The 14,022-nt window shown below is 47.5% G+C and carries 17 protein-coding genes and 1 pseudogene; 12 read left to right on the top strand and 6 right to left on the bottom strand.

From position 1 onward, the window contains the following. Positions 1-110 precede the first annotated feature (110 nt). The gene (locus tag K6Y21_RS12830; RefSeq protein WP_233072243.1) at positions 111-1,007 is read left to right on the top strand and encodes a LysR family transcriptional regulator; all 897 of its coding nucleotides are present in this window, start codon (positions 111-113) and stop codon (positions 1,005-1,007) included. Here the strand turns inward: K6Y21_RS12830 and K6Y21_RS12825 are convergent. Beyond that, complete coding sequence (locus K6Y21_RS12825) at positions 976-2,181, bottom strand: NnrS family protein (protein WP_233072242.1); 1,206 nt, start codon at positions 2,179-2,181, stop codon at positions 976-978. The two genes, K6Y21_RS12830 and K6Y21_RS12825, sit on opposite strands and share 32 nt — an antisense overlap. 280 nt (positions 2,182-2,461) lie before the next feature. Between K6Y21_RS12825 and K6Y21_RS12820 the strand changes: the two genes are divergently transcribed. Beyond that, positions 2,462-3,175, top strand: coding sequence for an EexN family lipoprotein (locus tag K6Y21_RS12820; RefSeq protein ID WP_233072241.1), 714 nt, complete (start codon positions 2,462-2,464; stop codon positions 3,173-3,175). An 8-nt stretch (positions 3,176-3,183) separates the two neighbouring features. On the opposite strand, the gene trmL is transcribed toward K6Y21_RS12820, so the two are convergent. Then, positions 3,184-3,648 (bottom strand): tRNA (uridine(34)/cytosine(34)/5-carboxymethylaminomethyluridine(34)-2'-O)-methyltransferase TrmL, encoded by a 465-nt coding sequence (gene trmL, locus K6Y21_RS12815; protein ID WP_233072240.1) that lies wholly within the window; start codon positions 3,646-3,648, stop codon positions 3,184-3,186. 106 nt (positions 3,649-3,754) lie between these two features. Between trmL and K6Y21_RS12810 the strand changes: the two genes are divergently transcribed. Beyond that, positions 3,755-4,018 (top strand): hypothetical protein, encoded by a 264-nt coding sequence (locus K6Y21_RS12810; RefSeq protein WP_233072239.1) that lies wholly within the window; start codon positions 3,755-3,757, stop codon positions 4,016-4,018. Here K6Y21_RS12810 and K6Y21_RS12805 read toward each other — a convergent pair. Both K6Y21_RS12805 and K6Y21_RS12800 read right to left on the bottom strand, forming a co-directional pair. Beyond that, positions 4,015-5,358: an ATP-binding protein gene (locus K6Y21_RS12805; protein ID WP_233072238.1), complete on the bottom strand. Its 1,344-nt coding sequence runs from the start codon at positions 5,356-5,358 to the stop codon at positions 4,015-4,017. The genes K6Y21_RS12810 and K6Y21_RS12805 overlap by 4 nt on opposite strands. Position 5,359: 1 nt before the next feature. After that, positions 5,360-6,070 (bottom strand): response regulator, encoded by a 711-nt coding sequence (locus K6Y21_RS12800; RefSeq protein WP_233072237.1) that lies wholly within the window; start codon positions 6,068-6,070, stop codon positions 5,360-5,362. Between the two features lie 156 nt (positions 6,071-6,226). On the opposite strand from K6Y21_RS12800, the gene K6Y21_RS12795 reads away from it, so the two are divergent. The 3 genes from K6Y21_RS12795 (at position 6,227) to cysE (ending at position 8,509) form a co-directional block, all read left to right on the top strand. Then, positions 6,227-6,664: a Spy/CpxP family protein refolding chaperone gene (locus K6Y21_RS12795; protein WP_233072236.1), complete on the top strand. Its 438-nt coding sequence runs from the start codon at positions 6,227-6,229 to the stop codon at positions 6,662-6,664. A gap of 116 nt (positions 6,665-6,780) precedes the next feature. Further along, complete coding sequence (locus tag K6Y21_RS12790; RefSeq protein ID WP_233072235.1) at positions 6,781-7,683, top strand: cation diffusion facilitator family transporter; 903 nt, start codon at positions 6,781-6,783, stop codon at positions 7,681-7,683. 46 nt (positions 7,684-7,729) lie between these two features. After that, a complete protein-coding gene (gene cysE, locus K6Y21_RS12785; RefSeq protein WP_233072234.1) occupies positions 7,730-8,509 on the top strand; it encodes a serine O-acetyltransferase in 780 nt (259 codons plus the stop codon). A gap of 44 nt (positions 8,510-8,553) precedes the next feature. Here cysE and K6Y21_RS12780 read toward each other — a convergent pair whose 3' ends face one another. Continuing rightward, a complete protein-coding gene (locus K6Y21_RS12780) occupies positions 8,554-8,775 on the bottom strand; it encodes a DUF1653 domain-containing protein (protein ID WP_233072233.1) in 222 nt (73 codons plus the stop codon). A 155-nt stretch (positions 8,776-8,930) separates the two neighbouring features. Between K6Y21_RS12780 and K6Y21_RS12775 the strand changes: the two genes are divergently transcribed. Beyond that, positions 8,931-9,140 carry a cell division protein ZapB gene (locus K6Y21_RS12775; RefSeq protein WP_233072232.1) on the top strand — a complete coding sequence of 70 codons (210 nt, stop codon included), beginning with the start codon at positions 8,931-8,933 and terminating at the stop codon, positions 9,138-9,140. Between the two features lie 71 nt (positions 9,141-9,211). Here K6Y21_RS12775 and rraA read toward each other — a convergent pair whose 3' ends face one another. Then, complete coding sequence (rraA, locus tag K6Y21_RS12770) at positions 9,212-9,697, bottom strand: ribonuclease E activity regulator RraA (RefSeq protein ID WP_233072231.1); 486 nt, start codon at positions 9,695-9,697, stop codon at positions 9,212-9,214. Between the two features lie 345 nt (positions 9,698-10,042). On the opposite strand from rraA, the gene K6Y21_RS12765 reads away from it, so the two are divergent. From K6Y21_RS12765 to K6Y21_RS12745, 5 genes and pseudogenes are all read left to right on the top strand, one after another. Further along, positions 10,043-10,780: a hypothetical protein gene (locus K6Y21_RS12765; RefSeq protein ID WP_233072230.1), complete on the top strand. Its 738-nt coding sequence runs from the start codon at positions 10,043-10,045 to the stop codon at positions 10,778-10,780. Next, the gene (locus tag K6Y21_RS12760; protein WP_233072229.1) at positions 10,773-11,069 is read left to right on the top strand and encodes a hypothetical protein; all 297 of its coding nucleotides are present in this window, start codon (positions 10,773-10,775) and stop codon (positions 11,067-11,069) included. The genes K6Y21_RS12765 and K6Y21_RS12760 overlap by 8 nt, the downstream gene beginning before the upstream one ends. Positions 11,070-11,287: 218 nt before the next feature. Further along, on the top strand, positions 11,288-12,214 hold the full coding sequence (locus tag K6Y21_RS12755; protein ID WP_233072228.1) for an HprK-related kinase A: 927 nt from the start codon (positions 11,288-11,290) through the stop codon (positions 12,212-12,214). After that, complete coding sequence (locus K6Y21_RS12750; RefSeq protein WP_233072227.1) at positions 12,211-13,266, top strand: nucleotidyltransferase family protein; 1,056 nt, start codon at positions 12,211-12,213, stop codon at positions 13,264-13,266. The genes K6Y21_RS12755 and K6Y21_RS12750 overlap by 4 nt, the downstream gene beginning before the upstream one ends. Before the next feature lie 9 nt (positions 13,267-13,275). Beyond that, a pseudogene (locus tag K6Y21_RS12745) lies at positions 13,276-14,022 on the top strand (hypothetical protein); the annotation flags it as partial.

Genomic DNA, 14,022 nt, shown 5'->3' with positions numbered 1-14,022 from the left:
TTGTTGTTAATTTGTTTGCGATTGGCTACCTAATCGCGATGAGGTAAATATACGCGGGTAATGTTAGTATTAAAAATTATCAAATGTTATCTTTTTGAGTATGTTTTGTAATGATTAACCCGATATGGCTACGCACTTTTTGTACCTTGGTTGAGACAGGGCACTTCACCCAAACGGCGGACAAGTTATTTATGACTCAATCTGGGGTGAGTCAGCATGTCAAAAAGCTGGAACAGCAGTTAGGTTGTGAGTTATTGATCCGTGAAGGTAAGCGCTTTAGCCTTACTTCGGCCGGTAAGCAGGTGTTTAGCCAAGGGCAAGATATTTTGTCTTCCTTAAATGCACTGAGCCAAGGTGTGCAACAAGATCCGCCTTTTGTCGGTGCGATCAGTTTGGCCTCGCCGGGTAGCATTGGTCTGCATTTATATCCCAAGTTATTAGACTTTCAGCAGTTGCATCCCGACCTTTCCTTCGCTCACACCTTTGCCCCCAATCGCTCAATTGAGCAAGGGGTGGCCAAGCGGAGCTTTGACTTAGGCATAGTGACGCAGTTAAGCGGTTTAGATGAGCTAGTCACGCAAAAAATAGGCAGTGAGCCCTTGGTGCTGGTAACGTCGCATGATCAGCAGGAACTAGATTGGCAGGGGTTGTTGAAGCTTGGGTTTATTGCTCACCCCGATGGGCATCATCATAGCCAGTTGTTATTAAGTGCTAATTTTGGTGAGTTTGAGTCGAGTGCCCAGTTTGTCCAGCGTGGCTTTTCTAACCAAATCAGTTTGATATTAGAGCCCGTGAGCCGAGGTTTGGGCTTTACCGTATTGCCGATTAATGTGGTGCACTCTTTTTCGCGCCGCGACTTACTTAAAGTCCATACCTTAGCGACTCCCGTTAGTGAGCCGCTTTACTTGTGTTATCACCGCCGCGGTTTACTGCCTCGGCGGGTTAAAACCATGATTGATTTTATTACTGCCAATATTAACCCGGATGACCATCAACACGAGGTTTAATCAACATAGGGCCAAAGTGATAGACAAATAAGGCAAAGGCAAAGCACCATAGGGCCGCACTGAGCCATAGCAGTTCGATCATCCAGTGTGGCCACATAATCACTGCAAATGTTCTTAATAGAGCGGCACAGGTGAGAGCGGCAAACGCCCACCCCATGCTTGGCCCTTGGTAAATGTTACGGCCAGTATGGCCCATGGTGACGCGAGCTATCATGGCTAAGATAATCCCACCTAAGCTACCAATAGCGATTAAATGCAGTAAGATTGGCCAATAACCGGGAATCAAGTTCAGGCCAAACACCAGCAAGCTGACAGGAATAAAGGCATAGCCTAGGTGCAGCGACCACAGCAGTGGTTCGTGTAAGGTTTTATTGCCTTGCCAGCGACATAAGCGCAGGGTTTGAAATAAAGCACCAACAAGCAAGATTGCACTATTTATCCAATCGCTGTTCATACTCGGTGTAAAGCTGAATATAAACAGAGCAATTAACGGCGTATTAGCAGCCCATTCTAACCAGCGGATTGGTTTTGCTTGCTCGGTTTGTAGCCGCTTCGAGGTGAAAAACGGAATCACTCTGGCGCCCATGATGGAAAGGAGTAGTACAAACCACCAAATCATTCCTTGCCATATTGTTGAGCTGGTAAAAGGAAGATCGATATTGGCAAGGGGTTGTCCGGGAATACTTAAGTAGCTCAGAGCATTGACTAGCATAGCGGCGAGAAATAAGGGGATAAAAAACAAATTTCGCCAGCGTTTCATGGCTATCACCCGCTTACCTACCGCACTAGCGCATGCCAAGATAAAGACGGATTCGCACAGTAAGATCAGCCACAAAGGGGCGGGGATCCAAAACAGCACACGAGGCAGCAACCATAGACCAACTAAACCCGCCAACGACAAGCTTTTTGTGCCGGGCACGCCTGTCCAATTTTGCACCGCCGTGAGCACAAACCCCATCACCACCGCCATGGCAAAGCCAAAGAGCAGCTCGTGAGCATGCCACCACAGCGCCGGCACGGCTAATAGGTCAAGTTGGCCGTGGCTGCGTAACCACAGCCAAACCGGCACACAAACAATAGCATACAAGCTAGCGAGTAAGAAAAAGGGGCGAAAGCCTAAGCGAAAAAGAGGCAAAACCTTATCTTCTTGGGCTTTATCTACGATGTTTAACATTATCTTCCTTGTTATGGCGGCAGTGCTCTGGTTGGCCATCTTAGCTTACTCGGGTCAGTAAAAATTGCGCTGTAATAACAATAGTTTGAGACAACCTAAAAATTACCCTTTAGGGGTACCTTTCGGCCCTTCCTTAAAAGAGGGAGCGCTAAATTAATAATATTGGTTGATTGAAATATCACTAGACTTCGTTAGACTTTCCATGACATTTATTTGACCAGTAGATTTAATAACAAAAGCTTGGAGTTATTTAACAATGCAATGGCGCCTTGGATGGTTAGTGTTTTTTTTATTTGCTTGTACTGAAAAGACCACTGCTTACTACGAGTTAAATGAAGATGAAGCCAAGTCTAAGCTGGTAGAATGCAGCTTTAATTACTTTTCTGCTGAAAATGTTCCCAGTGATCTCACTCAGCTAACGTTTGCCGACAAAGAGTGCGAAGCCGCTCGAAAAGCCCGTTTAGTAGAAAAGCATCGCCAATTGCAAGTGCTGCAGCAGCGAGTCGATCATCAAGCCTTGCAGCAATACGATGAGCAAAAACAGCAGTTGCTCGCCCTAAGTTATGCTGAATATGCCGCAGTAAATGGCGGATGTGGTTGGTCTGATGTGACCTTATTATGTCAAGTTGCCAGCGATATTGAAGATGACATGTTTGCCAAGGAAGTCGCGCGGCTGCGTAACGGTTTTAAGCTGGTCGAATTAGAGGGCCTAGTTGCTCAGCGTTGTCGTGGCGGTGAGCATTACGTTCGCGCCTTGTGCTATGTAGCCCAAACCGCTTTAGGTCAACAGCAAACCCAACAAGTTTCCTACCTACTGAGTAACCAAGCAGCACTAAAACGTCAATACAATGCCTGTCGCGTAGAGCTGATGACTCAAGACGCCCTCAATGATGAAGCTGCGATTGCCGATTTTCTTGCGCAGCAACCCCAATGCGCTTTGGTGATGAAAACCGCCAAGTTAATGGGCCAACACAGCTTAACCGAGCCGCTGTAGTGGTTTAGTTACACCGCCCCTGGGTAACCCAGTTGGCGCCATCCTTCGTAAACAAATACCGATACCGCATTGGATAAGTTCATTGAGCGGCTGTTGGGGTTCATGGGGATCCGCAGTTTTTGATCGACGGGTAAGTTATCTAATATTTCTGGCGGTAGGCCGCGGGTTTCCGGGCCAAATAGCAAGATATCGCCATCTTCAAAGGCGCAATCGCTGTGGAAGGTGGTGGTTTTGGTGGTGCAAGCAAATAGGCGTCGGTTGCCCACATAAGCGAGAAAATCTTGGTAACTTGCATGGCGCGTAACATGGGTCATTTCATGGTAATCCAAGCCGGCGCGTCGCACTTTTTTGTCATCTAAATCAAACCCTAAAGGCTCAATTAAGTGCAGCTTACTGCCGGTGTTAGCGCATAGACGTATGATATTGCCCGTGTTTGGCGGGATCTCAGGTTGGTATAGTGCAACTTCTAGCATGATGGTTACTCAATCAAAAACGAGGCGCTAGAATAGCATAATGCCTTTTGCTGGATCTGCTCTTTTTCCGTTAAGATAGCGCTGGATTGAATCAATGGACCCGGATATGAAAGAGTTTAAGTGGGTTGCGCCAGCAGTCATTTTAGTGAGCGCCTTACCTATTACTTTAAATTTTGTGATTAATGAATATTTTGCCAATTTAGATAACCAGCTCGCTGCAGAGAAAAAGCAGCGTGAGCTAGCGCATTATTATCAAAACAAGGCGCGCATTGAATCGCGCCGATTTGCAGAAAAGATGTTTCCGGGCATGGTGATGCCGGGCTTGTTTGAGCCAAGCGGGTGGCAAGCCAACCCCGCTGGCGAGGATTAACGCGGCAACATTAAGCTTACCTTTAACCCCGGATTGACGTTTTCTGCTTTAACGCTGCCGCCGTGTTTGTGCATGGCGTTGTCACAAATGGCTAAGCCTAATCCGGTGCCGCCGGATTCACGGTCACGGGCTTGTGAGACGCGATAAAATGGCCGGAAAATTTCCGTTAATTCATGCTCTGGGATCCCCAGGCCGTCGTCTTGTACCATTATCATGAGGACGTTAGGCGTTTGCTCTATTGTTAAACGGATGTCGTGCTGGCCGTAATGTATGGCGTTACGGATGACGTTTTCGATCGCGCTCGACAGTAAGGCTGGGTATGCCTGTAGCTCAATCGCGGGGGGCGGGTCGTAGTGAAACGCCTTACCGGTTTGCTCGGCTTCAAATTGTGCGTCTTCTAATAAGGCTTCGAGCAAACTATCTAAGCGGATGGTTTGCATCGCTTGAGGCTGAAATTGAGTGCGCGATAAGCTCAGCAAATCACTGATCATTTGCTCTAATCGCTCGGCTTCTACATCTATCCGATTAAGCTCATTGGATTCCCCTTGATGCTTGCGGCTAATGGCCAAGGCAAGGCGTAACCGTGTGAGAGGTGAGCGCAGCTCGTGGGAGATATCACTGAGCAGGCGCTGCTGGCTGGATAACATGGTTTTTAGGGAAAGCACCATCTTGTCCATACTGTTGGCAAGCTGGCCAATTTCATCGCGTCGACTCAGTTGCGGGATCTGCGTGGCCAGCTCCCCCTTGGCAATTTGATGGGAAGCACTTTGCAATTGGCGCAGCGGTGAGGTGAGATGCCATGCCAATAATAAACAAATGGGCGTACTGACAATTAGGGCAATCAGCACCAATAAGCCGGGGTTGTCTAACAACCAACGTATAATGAGACGGCCGGTTTGTTGATCGACATATTTGTGAGCGTAAATCAGTAAGGGTTGGCCATTGTAGATAAATTGCACCGGGCCCAATACCACGCCATCATGGCGTTGCCACATTTGCGGTAAGGTGACGCTTTCACTGTCGATGGCAAAGCGGCGAACGGCCTTAGGGACTCTGTCATTGAGAAAGCGGCCTTGCTGATCGAGGGCATAAAAGCGAAAGCCATTTTTGGGGCGAAAATGCTGTAAGGTGCTAGCCAAATCGCGCTCGGGGTGGCGACCAAGGCGTAAAATCAGGTGGTGACTGGATTTATTTAATAGCTCGATGCCAAATTGGTCAATGGGCCTGACGGTGCGATTGTCGAGCATGGGCAGGGCCACTAGGATGGCGACCAAGATAAAGATCAGCGACCAAAAGCCGGTAAATATTTTAAAAAATAAGCTATTAAATGGAATCTTCATTTTAATTTTCACTGCCTTCGAGCCAGATATAACCGCGTCCTCTTAGGGTTTTTACGCGATCTTGGCCGTCTTCGCGCTCGGGCAGTTTGCGTCTTAGGTTGCTTAAATGCATGTCGATACTGCGATCAAAGGGCATGAGCTTTTTACCTAGCACGCGCTCGCTCAGCTCGGATTTTGACAACACTTGGCCGGGGTGCTCGATAAATTCTTGCAGCAATAAAAACTCGGTGCCCGTCAGTTCAATGTGTTGACGTTGGCACTGCACGGTTTGTTTGCCGGGGTTCAGCTCGATATCAAGGTGTTTTAGTACCCCTGCGGCGGTTGTGGTGGCTTGGTTAGATTGAGGATGGGTTGCGGTGCGACGCAAGATGGCTTTAATGCGGGCGACCAGTTCGCGGTCACTAAACGGTTTGGCCAGATAATCGTCAGCGCCCATTTCGAGACCCAATACGCGATCGATTTCATCGCCCTTGGCGGTGAGCATTAATACCGGCTGTTGGCTGGTTTGGCGCAGTTGTTTGAGGGTGTCAAAGCCGTTTAGTTTAGGCATCATGACATCAAGTAAGATTAAATCATATTTGCCTTGTTGCGCTTTGGCTAACCCCGCTTCGCCGTCGTGAGCCAGTTCAGTATCAAAACCCTCTAGGCTGAGAAATTCTTTGAGTAACGCGGCGAGTTCGCGATCATCATCAATCAATAACAGTTGATACATTTAGACCTCCAAATTAGCTTACTTATAGCATATCGCGAGTCTAGGGCTCCCTCGTTAGGCTTTACTTATATTTACACTGTCGTGACGTTGGTTTTCATTGCATGGCGTAGACTTATTAACAGTTAAGTCAACCAACAACTATCGAGGAAACACAACATGAACAAGTGGATAAAAGTCGCCGCCCTAAGCATGGCATTGCCATTGAGTTTATCAGTCAATGCGCAAAATATGGAGATGGGACAGGGCCATCATCGTGGTGGTATGAAGCAAATCATGACTCAATTAGATTTGTCCGATGCCCAGCAGCAACAAGTGCGCGACATTATGCAGCAAATGAAAGGCAGTATGGATCGCGCCAGCCGCCAAGCCATGCGCGCAGAGCATCAAGCCGAGCGGTTAGCGCTGTTAACGGCGCCTGAATTTGATGAGGCTAAAGCCAAGGATATGATTGAGCGTCATCAAGCCACTATGACAGAGCGAAAATTACAGATGCTTCGCACTCAACATGAAATTTATCAGGTATTAACCCCGGAGCAACAAGCCAAGTTTGCCGATTTGATGGCACAAGGCAAAGGACGAGGTAAGCGCCAGTAATCCTCTGGCTTCATCTGCTCAAGCCAGCTCAGCAAGACTTTGTTGGCTTGGGATCGTGCATCTTGAAGTAGATTGGGTATAATTTCGCCCTCATTGATTTTTCGATTGGGCGAAACGTGCAGCAAGCTGACTATTCTAAATTGGTTACCGTAGCAGGATGGGCTGCCGCCTCGACGGCTACGTTGTTAATCACCATCAAGCTGATCGCTTGGTTTTATACTGGCTCGAGCAGTATTCTCGCCTCATTAACCGATTCCTTAATGGACGTTGCGGCCTCCGTTATCAATCTTATTGCAATTAAAGTTGCGCTGACGCCAGCAGACGATGACCATAAGTTTGGTCACGGCAAAGCCGAAAGTTTGGCCGGTTTAGCACAAGCCGCGTTTATTTCAGGCAGTGCTTGTTTGCTGATTTTGGGCGGCTTTAATGCCTTGATTAAGGGTACACCAGTACAAGATCCAGGCTTGGGTATTTGGGTGATGGTGGCGTCGATTGTGATTACCGTATTGTTGGTGATGTTTCAAACTTATGTGGTGAAGAAAACCGGCAGCGTGGCGATTAAGGCCGATTCTTTGCACTACAAGTCCGATATCTTTATGAATGCTGCGGTGCTGTTAGCCTTGGCGTTAGCCGCCATTGGCTTTAACTGGGCAGACGGCGTGTTCGCTATTGGCGTGGGCGGTTATATTTTATTTGGCGCGTGGCAAATAGGTCGAGAATCGGTGGATTCCTTGATGGATAAAACCTTGCTTCCTGAAGAGGAGGCTCAGATTATTGAGCTAGCCTACCAACAAGCCAAAGTGAAAGGGTTGCATGATTTGCGCACCCGACAGTCTGGCAGTACTAAGTTTATTCAGTTACATTTAGAGCTAGACGATCATTTATCGCTGTTTGATGCTCATGAAATAGCCGATAAATTAGAGGCCCAATTAGCGCAAACGTTTGCACCAGCAGACATTATTATCCATCTTGATCCCGTTTCTGTGGTTAAACCGGCAAGCCGATTAGCAAGGCCGTAGTGAGACAGGGTATTTCGTTTTTTTAATTTTTTACCAAGGTAGTTACATGGACGCACTGCAACAGCAAACTTGGCAGCGGATTCGCGAAGAAGCCATGCAAATGGCACAAGATGAGCCGATGCTGGCCAGCTTTTTTTATTCGACGATTCTTAATCATGACACCCTGTTAGCAGCCCTGAGTTTTCAGTTAGCGAATCGTTTAGACAGCCCTACCATGCCGGCGATTTTGATGCGTGAAATTATTGAATCGGCTTTTACCGCTGATGAAACCATCTTAAGCTCGGTGGTGGCGGATATTGTGGCGGTGCAAGAGCGTGATCCCGCGGTGGAGTTTTTCTCTACACCACTTCTTTATCTAAAAGGGTTTCATGCGATTCAAGGTTACCGCGTTGCTCATTGGCTGTGGCATCAAAACCGCCGCCCGCTCGCGATGTATATTCAAAGCCAAATTGCGGTGGTGTTTGGGGTAGATGTGCATCCGGCTTCACGTATTGGTAAAGGCATTATGTTTGACCATGCAACGGGGATCGTGGTGGGTGAAACCGCGGTGATTGAAGACGATGTGTCGATATTACAAAACGTCACCTTAGGCGGTACTGGCAAAGAGTGCGGTGATCGCCATCCTAAAATCCGTGAAGGGGTAATGATAGGGGCCGGTGCTAAGGTGTTGGGTAATATTGAAGTGGGCGCAGGAGCGAAAGTGGGCGCTGGCAGTGTGGTGCTTAAAAACGTGCCTGCCCATACCACGGTAACTGGGGTGCCTGCCAAGGTGGTCGGGATCCCGAGTAGTGATAAGCCTTCTTTGGACATGAGTCAAAATCTATAAACACGCCTAATTTATCAATATGATCAGGGGGCTAAGCCCCCTGGTTATTCTGCGCTGAGAAACTCAAAACGCGGTACTTCCTCACCCGCGATGGTGAGATTCTCTACAAACATGTCATAAGGTCTGACCCATAATTCGCCCGCGCCGTAAAGGGGACGATATAGCACCATCCATTGTTCTGTTTCGCTGTGGATGGCCAGATCGAGAACCTGATAGCGGTTGCCTTTATAGTGTTGGTAGATACCTGACTTGAGAGTGGGTTTCATCTTTACCTCGTTGCGTTGGCGGTGTGGCTGCTGCGCGATAGGGCATTTTTCTCGATTTTTTTCTAGCCTAGCCTCACTAGGGTTGAATAACATCAAGCTAACGCTTATGCTCAGTCACATTCATCGATAGTGTCTTGTTTAAGGGTTAAATGATTATGTCTTTTGAAGTATTAGAACAGTTAGAAGCTAAAGTACAAAGTGCCGTTGATACTATTTCTATCCTACAGATGGAAATTGATGAGTTAAAGCAAACCAATGTTAGCTTAACGGAGCAAAATGAAAAGCTACAGGGCGAGCACCAGCTTTGGCAAGAGCGTTTACGTACCTTACTTGGTAAAATGGACCAAATGGAACAAACTAGCTAAGCACTGTTAAGCCAGTGCAGCGCCAAAAAAGCCCACGTTTATGTTGGGCTTTTTTGTTGGCCTGAAATGGCTTATTCGATATCGAGGGGCTCAGGTGACAAGATAATACCTGTGCTATCGGCATAAAGGTGGTCTTCAGGCAGAAAGCTGACGCCGCCAAAATTCACTGGCACATCCACTTCACCAATCTGGGTATCATCGGCGCCAACGGGAATAGAAGCAAGGGCCTGAATGCCGACTTCGCATTCTTCAATGGCATCCACATCACGTACGGCACCAAAAACGACGATCCCTTCCCATTCGTTATCCGCAGCGAGCTCGGCCAGCTCCGCATCAATCAGGGCGCGGCGCACTGAGCCCCCTCCATCGATGAGTAATACTTTACCGATTCCCGATTCTTGCAATGCTTGACGGATTAACCCATTAGATTCAAAGCATTTAATCGTTGTGATTTCGCCACCAAATGAATGCCTACCCCCAAAATTGGCGAACATAGGTTCCACTACATCAATGGTATCGGCATAGGTGTCACATAGTTCTGAAGTATTGTATTCCATTGTATTTCACCTTACTAAAATGGCAGTGGTGGCGACCAAACTAATTGAATTTATTTGTTTTGTCCCCGCTTGAAACTTTCTCAGTATATACCTAAAACCAAGTCGGGTGCGAGCGTCTAAATCAATATCGGTGGCAATTATTGCCTAATGTCAGTGGATAAACCGAAAATTCATTTGAGGCGTATGCCGGTTGACCTAGGCCTGCCAGCATATTGGGCCTATGTGACACACATATGGCAGGGTGAGGGGCAAATTGATTAATAAATATCCAATGTGCGATTGGTCACAAAGTGGTTTTCGTTACTATACTATTACTAATCGATGGGCGAAAAAATGGACGTAGCGATGAGACAAGCAAGTAATAAAACGGACCAAGTACAAGCCGCTCAGGATAGTCGCAGGAAATTTCTTATTCGAGGCAGTAAGTTAGGTGTAGGCCTTCCATTAATGTCTAGCTTCTTTAGCCGCTCTGCGATGGGGGCGGGCACCTGCTATACCGCCAGTGCTGCTCACTCGTTAGCGCCTTCCTCTGCACGAGAGCCAGACAGTTGTATTGCATCAGGCAGAAGCCCTGGCTACTACAAGGTACATGTAGGCGCTAAAATTGGCGATGAATGGAACCTAGGTTGGCCCGCATATGGGGATGCCCATTATTACTGTGGGGCTGAAAATGGCATTCCTCGTTATAGTAAGCCAGCTTTAGATGGCATCAATGACCGTGGTATGTTGACCAACAATGGTAAAAACTGGTTTCAAGGGACACTTAATGGGGCCATGCCGGTTGTCTCTGTGACGCCAGTGACTTTATTGGGGGAAATTAGCTGCTTTGCAGCATCCCCCTTTACCAGCATGCCCATCATGGAGGTGTTGTGGCAGAAAGAAGGCTCGGAAGAATTTATCGCTATTGCCACTTACTTTAATATTGTGCATTTAGCCCATCATCCAGAATTAACTTACCCGATAGATTACGATTTTGGCTGTGAGCTGATTGAAGCCATGCTGGAGGGACGCGACGATGAATACAATTTGCCTAGCTTTGCGAATGGTTCGATTAAAACATTTTTAGATAGCCTATATGTCTGAGCGCCCAGCGCAAGAGCGTATTTATCATACTCAGAGTCAATTGGATTGGCGCTTGTTTGGTGATGAGTTAGTGGTGTTCAACCCATTTGATAATAGCTTGCACATCATGCAGGCGTCTTTATTGCCTTTGCTAAGTTGTTTTTCTGCCGGCTCTGGTGTGTCGATAGATGACCTTAAAGCGGTTTACCAGTCTTTGAATCTTGCCTCTGATGAGCCCGAAGCCAGCTTTAATGCGCTACTTAGGCAGTGGCTCGCCTTGAACATCATCAGTTGTCGTTATCTGCATTGATGGTTAACGCTCGATGGCGTTCCCAAAGGGCAAGTTTTACAGGCGTTTATGCCACGTTATTGATCTCGATAAGGGAACAACCATTATCTGCACTCAATGCCTTGCCAAAACGTCTGTAAATCCTTGCTGAAATCACGCCTCTTCAGGTTGATTGGGTATATAGTGCTATAGTTATAACAGAGTGTTATGGTCTGGAATATCAGCACAAGGTGGCACGGATGCTAACAATTGCTTCAACCCAAGATGCCCTCGTTAGTGCGTTAGCCGCGCAAGGTTTATTCATTGAGATCCCCCCTTTTTTGGTTAGAGTGCGCAGCCCCTTGGCGAGCTTTGCTACATTTCTGTTGCAGCATTACCCCCATCACCTTTGCTCCGTTGAGCCGCAAGTGGCGAGTTTTGATATTGAAATAAAATATGAAAACAGCTGGCGACGCTTAATTAAACCTCAAATTCGATTTTATCAAAGCGAATCCGCTCCCTTTTATTCCATGCCTAGCACGCACCTGCCTATATTGTGGGAGTGGGGGCTGAATTATTGTATTGCATCTAAATTTCATGGTTGCTTAACCTTGCATGCGGCAGTGGTCGCAAAAGGGGGGCAGGCCATGGTGATCCCTGCACCACCAGGCTCAGGTAAAAGCACTTTTTGTGCCTTACTTTGCTTACATGGCTGGCATCTGCTCTCCGATGAGTTTGCCATGATTGATTTAACGTCGGGTGAAGTGAGCCCGCTGCCGCGCCCGATTAGCCTTAAAAATGAGTCGATAGAAGTGGTTAAAACAAGCTTACAACAAGGGCAGAAAGCAGGTGTGTGCCAAGGTATTCTTTCTTCTGAGTTTTGTGGAACCAGTAAAGGGAGGGTAGCGCTCTATTCTCCGCCGGTAAGCAGCCACGCCCCGCAGGGGAAAACCTATCCAATAAAGCGGGTGATTTTTCCGCGTTTTACCCCCCAGCAAGCGTGCCGCTTTGAAGCGATGAGCCCTGCACAGTGTTTAATGCTGCTTGCGGATAACAGCTTTAATTTTGCGATTTTAGGGCAGCAAGCTTTCTCTTGTCTGGCGGATATTGTGGCGCAGAGCCGTGCTTATCAACTGGATTATTCAGATTTTAGTTGTGTACTGGCCGAGCTTGAGGGGGGGATATGACGCCCTTGCCGCTTGATCACACTAACGCCACGCAATGCTTTTTGGCCTTGTTGCGCCAAGATGACGGCGATTTAAGCTTTAGCGCCAGTGTTTGGAATCAAATTTTGTTGCTTGGTGAGCGCACTCAGCTTATAGGAGTGTTAGCCGAGTACTTACTGCCCTTTAAAGCGAGGCTGCCTGAACGAGCCATTCAGCGGCTAGATTGGGCGCAACAAATGGTTAGGCATCAGCAGCAGAGCGTCAATATGGCCTTACAGCAGTTAGGTGAAGCGTTAGCGCCCTATTCGCCTATGCTGCTGAAGGGGGCGGCCTATCACGTCGCCAATACCCGCAATGCGTCGGGGCGAATGATGTCGGATATCGACGTCTTAATCCCTAAGCAAGATCTTGAACGCGCAGAACGAAGCTTGTGGTTACATGGTTGGGATAATCGTGGTAAGTCGGCTTATGATGAGCAATATTATCGAGCTTGGATGCATGAGTTGCCGCCTTTTGTGCATAAGAAGACGGGGATTGTGCTGGATTTACACCATCATTGGCTACCGAATGATTGCCGTTGGCAGTTTGATATTGAGCGAGTGAGAAGCCGGGCCCAGCCCCTCGCCGATATGGCTTTTTCGTTACCTGATCCGATTGACCTTTGCTTGCATGCTTGTGCGCATTTATGGCTTGGAGGAGAAGGGGATAAGGGCTGGCGTGATCTCAGGGACATCTTTTTGTTGTCACAAGCGGTGACATCGGAGCAATTATTTCTGCGCGCCTCTGAGCTGAATTTAATCCAGCCATTTGCTCGAACTCACCTGCTAGCGAATCAATTATTTGGTGAAATTTCATCTGACTCACAAGCCAGTACTCAGTCGAGGTTACAACCGCGATTTGATAAAGGATGGGCATTAAAAGCCATGTTGCCTCCGAGCCAGTTTAATCAGCCTTGGGATGTGACGTGGGCCAAGCTGAGTTTTTATTGTCGGGGTCACCTGTTGCGTATGCCGCTGTCATTGCTGTTACCGCATTTGTTGCGCAAGGCCATCACTCGTCAGCGTCACACATAGGAGATAAGCATGGCATTTTTGAGCTATTTTTCGGCTGGTTTAGCTTATCTTTTTTTTGCTGCCTTGCTGCTGGCTGCTAGGGCCAAATCTAATTCGGGCCGGTTATTGCTCTTGGTAAGCCTAGTTGCGGTTGCTTGGGCTTTGCAGGTGCTGGTTTACTTTGAACTCGATTGGGGAGAGGTGTCGCTATTTTTGTTGTTTGATGGTCTGCGGAGTTTGAGTTGGCTGGTGTTCATTGTTTGTTTGATGCAACCTGAGGTGAGGATCCGACAGCAGCTTTTCCACAGCAGCAGTGTTTGGCTATCCTTGTTTGCTTGGGTATTTTTGGTTATTTGCTTTTATTTCGAGCCTTTTTTGGCTCCTGCGTGGAGTTACTACCTTAATATTTTCTTAGTGATACAGGTGATGATGAAACTTGAGCGAGTTTATCGTCATCTTACACCCGAGCACCGTTGGCGCCTGAAGCCGTTGGTCTTGTATTTAGGGGTGATTTTTGGTTTTGACTTTTTCTTCTATGCGCAAGCCGCCTTATTTAATCAATTTGACCAAGATATTTGGCAGGTGAGGGGATTTGTTCACTGTGTTTGCTTGCCTCTATTAGTGTTGGCAACCCGGCGAACAACCCATTGGACTGCGCGTATCTATGTGTCTCGTGAAGTGGTGTTTCATAGCAGCTTATTGATGCTGGCTGGGCTTTACTTGTTACTTATGGCGTTATTTGGTTATTACATTAAGTACATGGGTGGGGAATGGGGC

Origin of the sequence: Motilimonas eburnea, assembly GCF_021295345.1 — a bacterium.
Taxonomy (GTDB): Bacteria; Pseudomonadota; Gammaproteobacteria; order Enterobacterales; family CBDFNC01; genus Motilimonas; species Motilimonas eburnea.
Note: the sequence above shows the minus strand (reverse complement) of the source record. Positions and strands in the feature narration are given on the sequence as shown.

Bases quoted from the DNA above. Each gene is read 5' to 3' on its own strand.
- K6Y21_RS12760 (WP_233072229.1), top strand. From the start codon at position 10,773: ATGTCTGAGCGCCCAGCGCAAGAGCGTATTTATCATACTCAGAGTCAA.
- K6Y21_RS12810 (WP_233072239.1), top strand. From the start codon at position 3,755: ATGAAAGAGTTTAAGTGGGTTGCGCCAGCAGTCATTTTAGTGAGCGCC.
- rraA (WP_233072231.1), bottom strand. From the start codon at position 9,697: ATGGAATACAATACTTCAGAACTATGTGACACCTATGCCGATACCATT.
- trmL (WP_233072240.1), bottom strand. From the start codon at position 3,648: ATGCTAGAAGTTGCACTATACCAACCTGAGATCCCGCCAAACACGGGC.
- K6Y21_RS12765 (WP_233072230.1), top strand. From the start codon at position 10,043: ATGAGACAAGCAAGTAATAAAACGGACCAAGTACAAGCCGCTCAGGAT.
- K6Y21_RS12805 (WP_233072238.1), bottom strand. From the start codon at position 5,358: ATGAAGATTCCATTTAATAGCTTATTTTTTAAAATATTTACCGGCTTT.
- K6Y21_RS12825 (WP_233072242.1), bottom strand. From the start codon at position 2,181: ATGTTAAACATCGTAGATAAAGCCCAAGAAGATAAGGTTTTGCCTCTT.
- K6Y21_RS12795 (WP_233072236.1), top strand. From the start codon at position 6,227: ATGAACAAGTGGATAAAAGTCGCCGCCCTAAGCATGGCATTGCCATTG.
- K6Y21_RS12750 (WP_233072227.1), top strand. From the start codon at position 12,211: ATGACGCCCTTGCCGCTTGATCACACTAACGCCACGCAATGCTTTTTG.
- cysE (WP_233072234.1), top strand. From the start codon at position 7,730: ATGGACGCACTGCAACAGCAAACTTGGCAGCGGATTCGCGAAGAAGCC.
- K6Y21_RS12830 (WP_233072243.1), top strand. From the start codon at position 111: ATGATTAACCCGATATGGCTACGCACTTTTTGTACCTTGGTTGAGACA.
- K6Y21_RS12800 (WP_233072237.1), bottom strand. From the start codon at position 6,070: ATGTATCAACTGTTATTGATTGATGATGATCGCGAACTCGCCGCGTTA.
- K6Y21_RS12780 (WP_233072233.1), bottom strand. From the start codon at position 8,775: ATGAAACCCACTCTCAAGTCAGGTATCTACCAACACTATAAAGGCAAC.
- K6Y21_RS12775 (WP_233072232.1), top strand. From the start codon at position 8,931: ATGTCTTTTGAAGTATTAGAACAGTTAGAAGCTAAAGTACAAAGTGCC.
- K6Y21_RS12755 (WP_233072228.1), top strand. From the start codon at position 11,288: ATGCTAACAATTGCTTCAACCCAAGATGCCCTCGTTAGTGCGTTAGCC.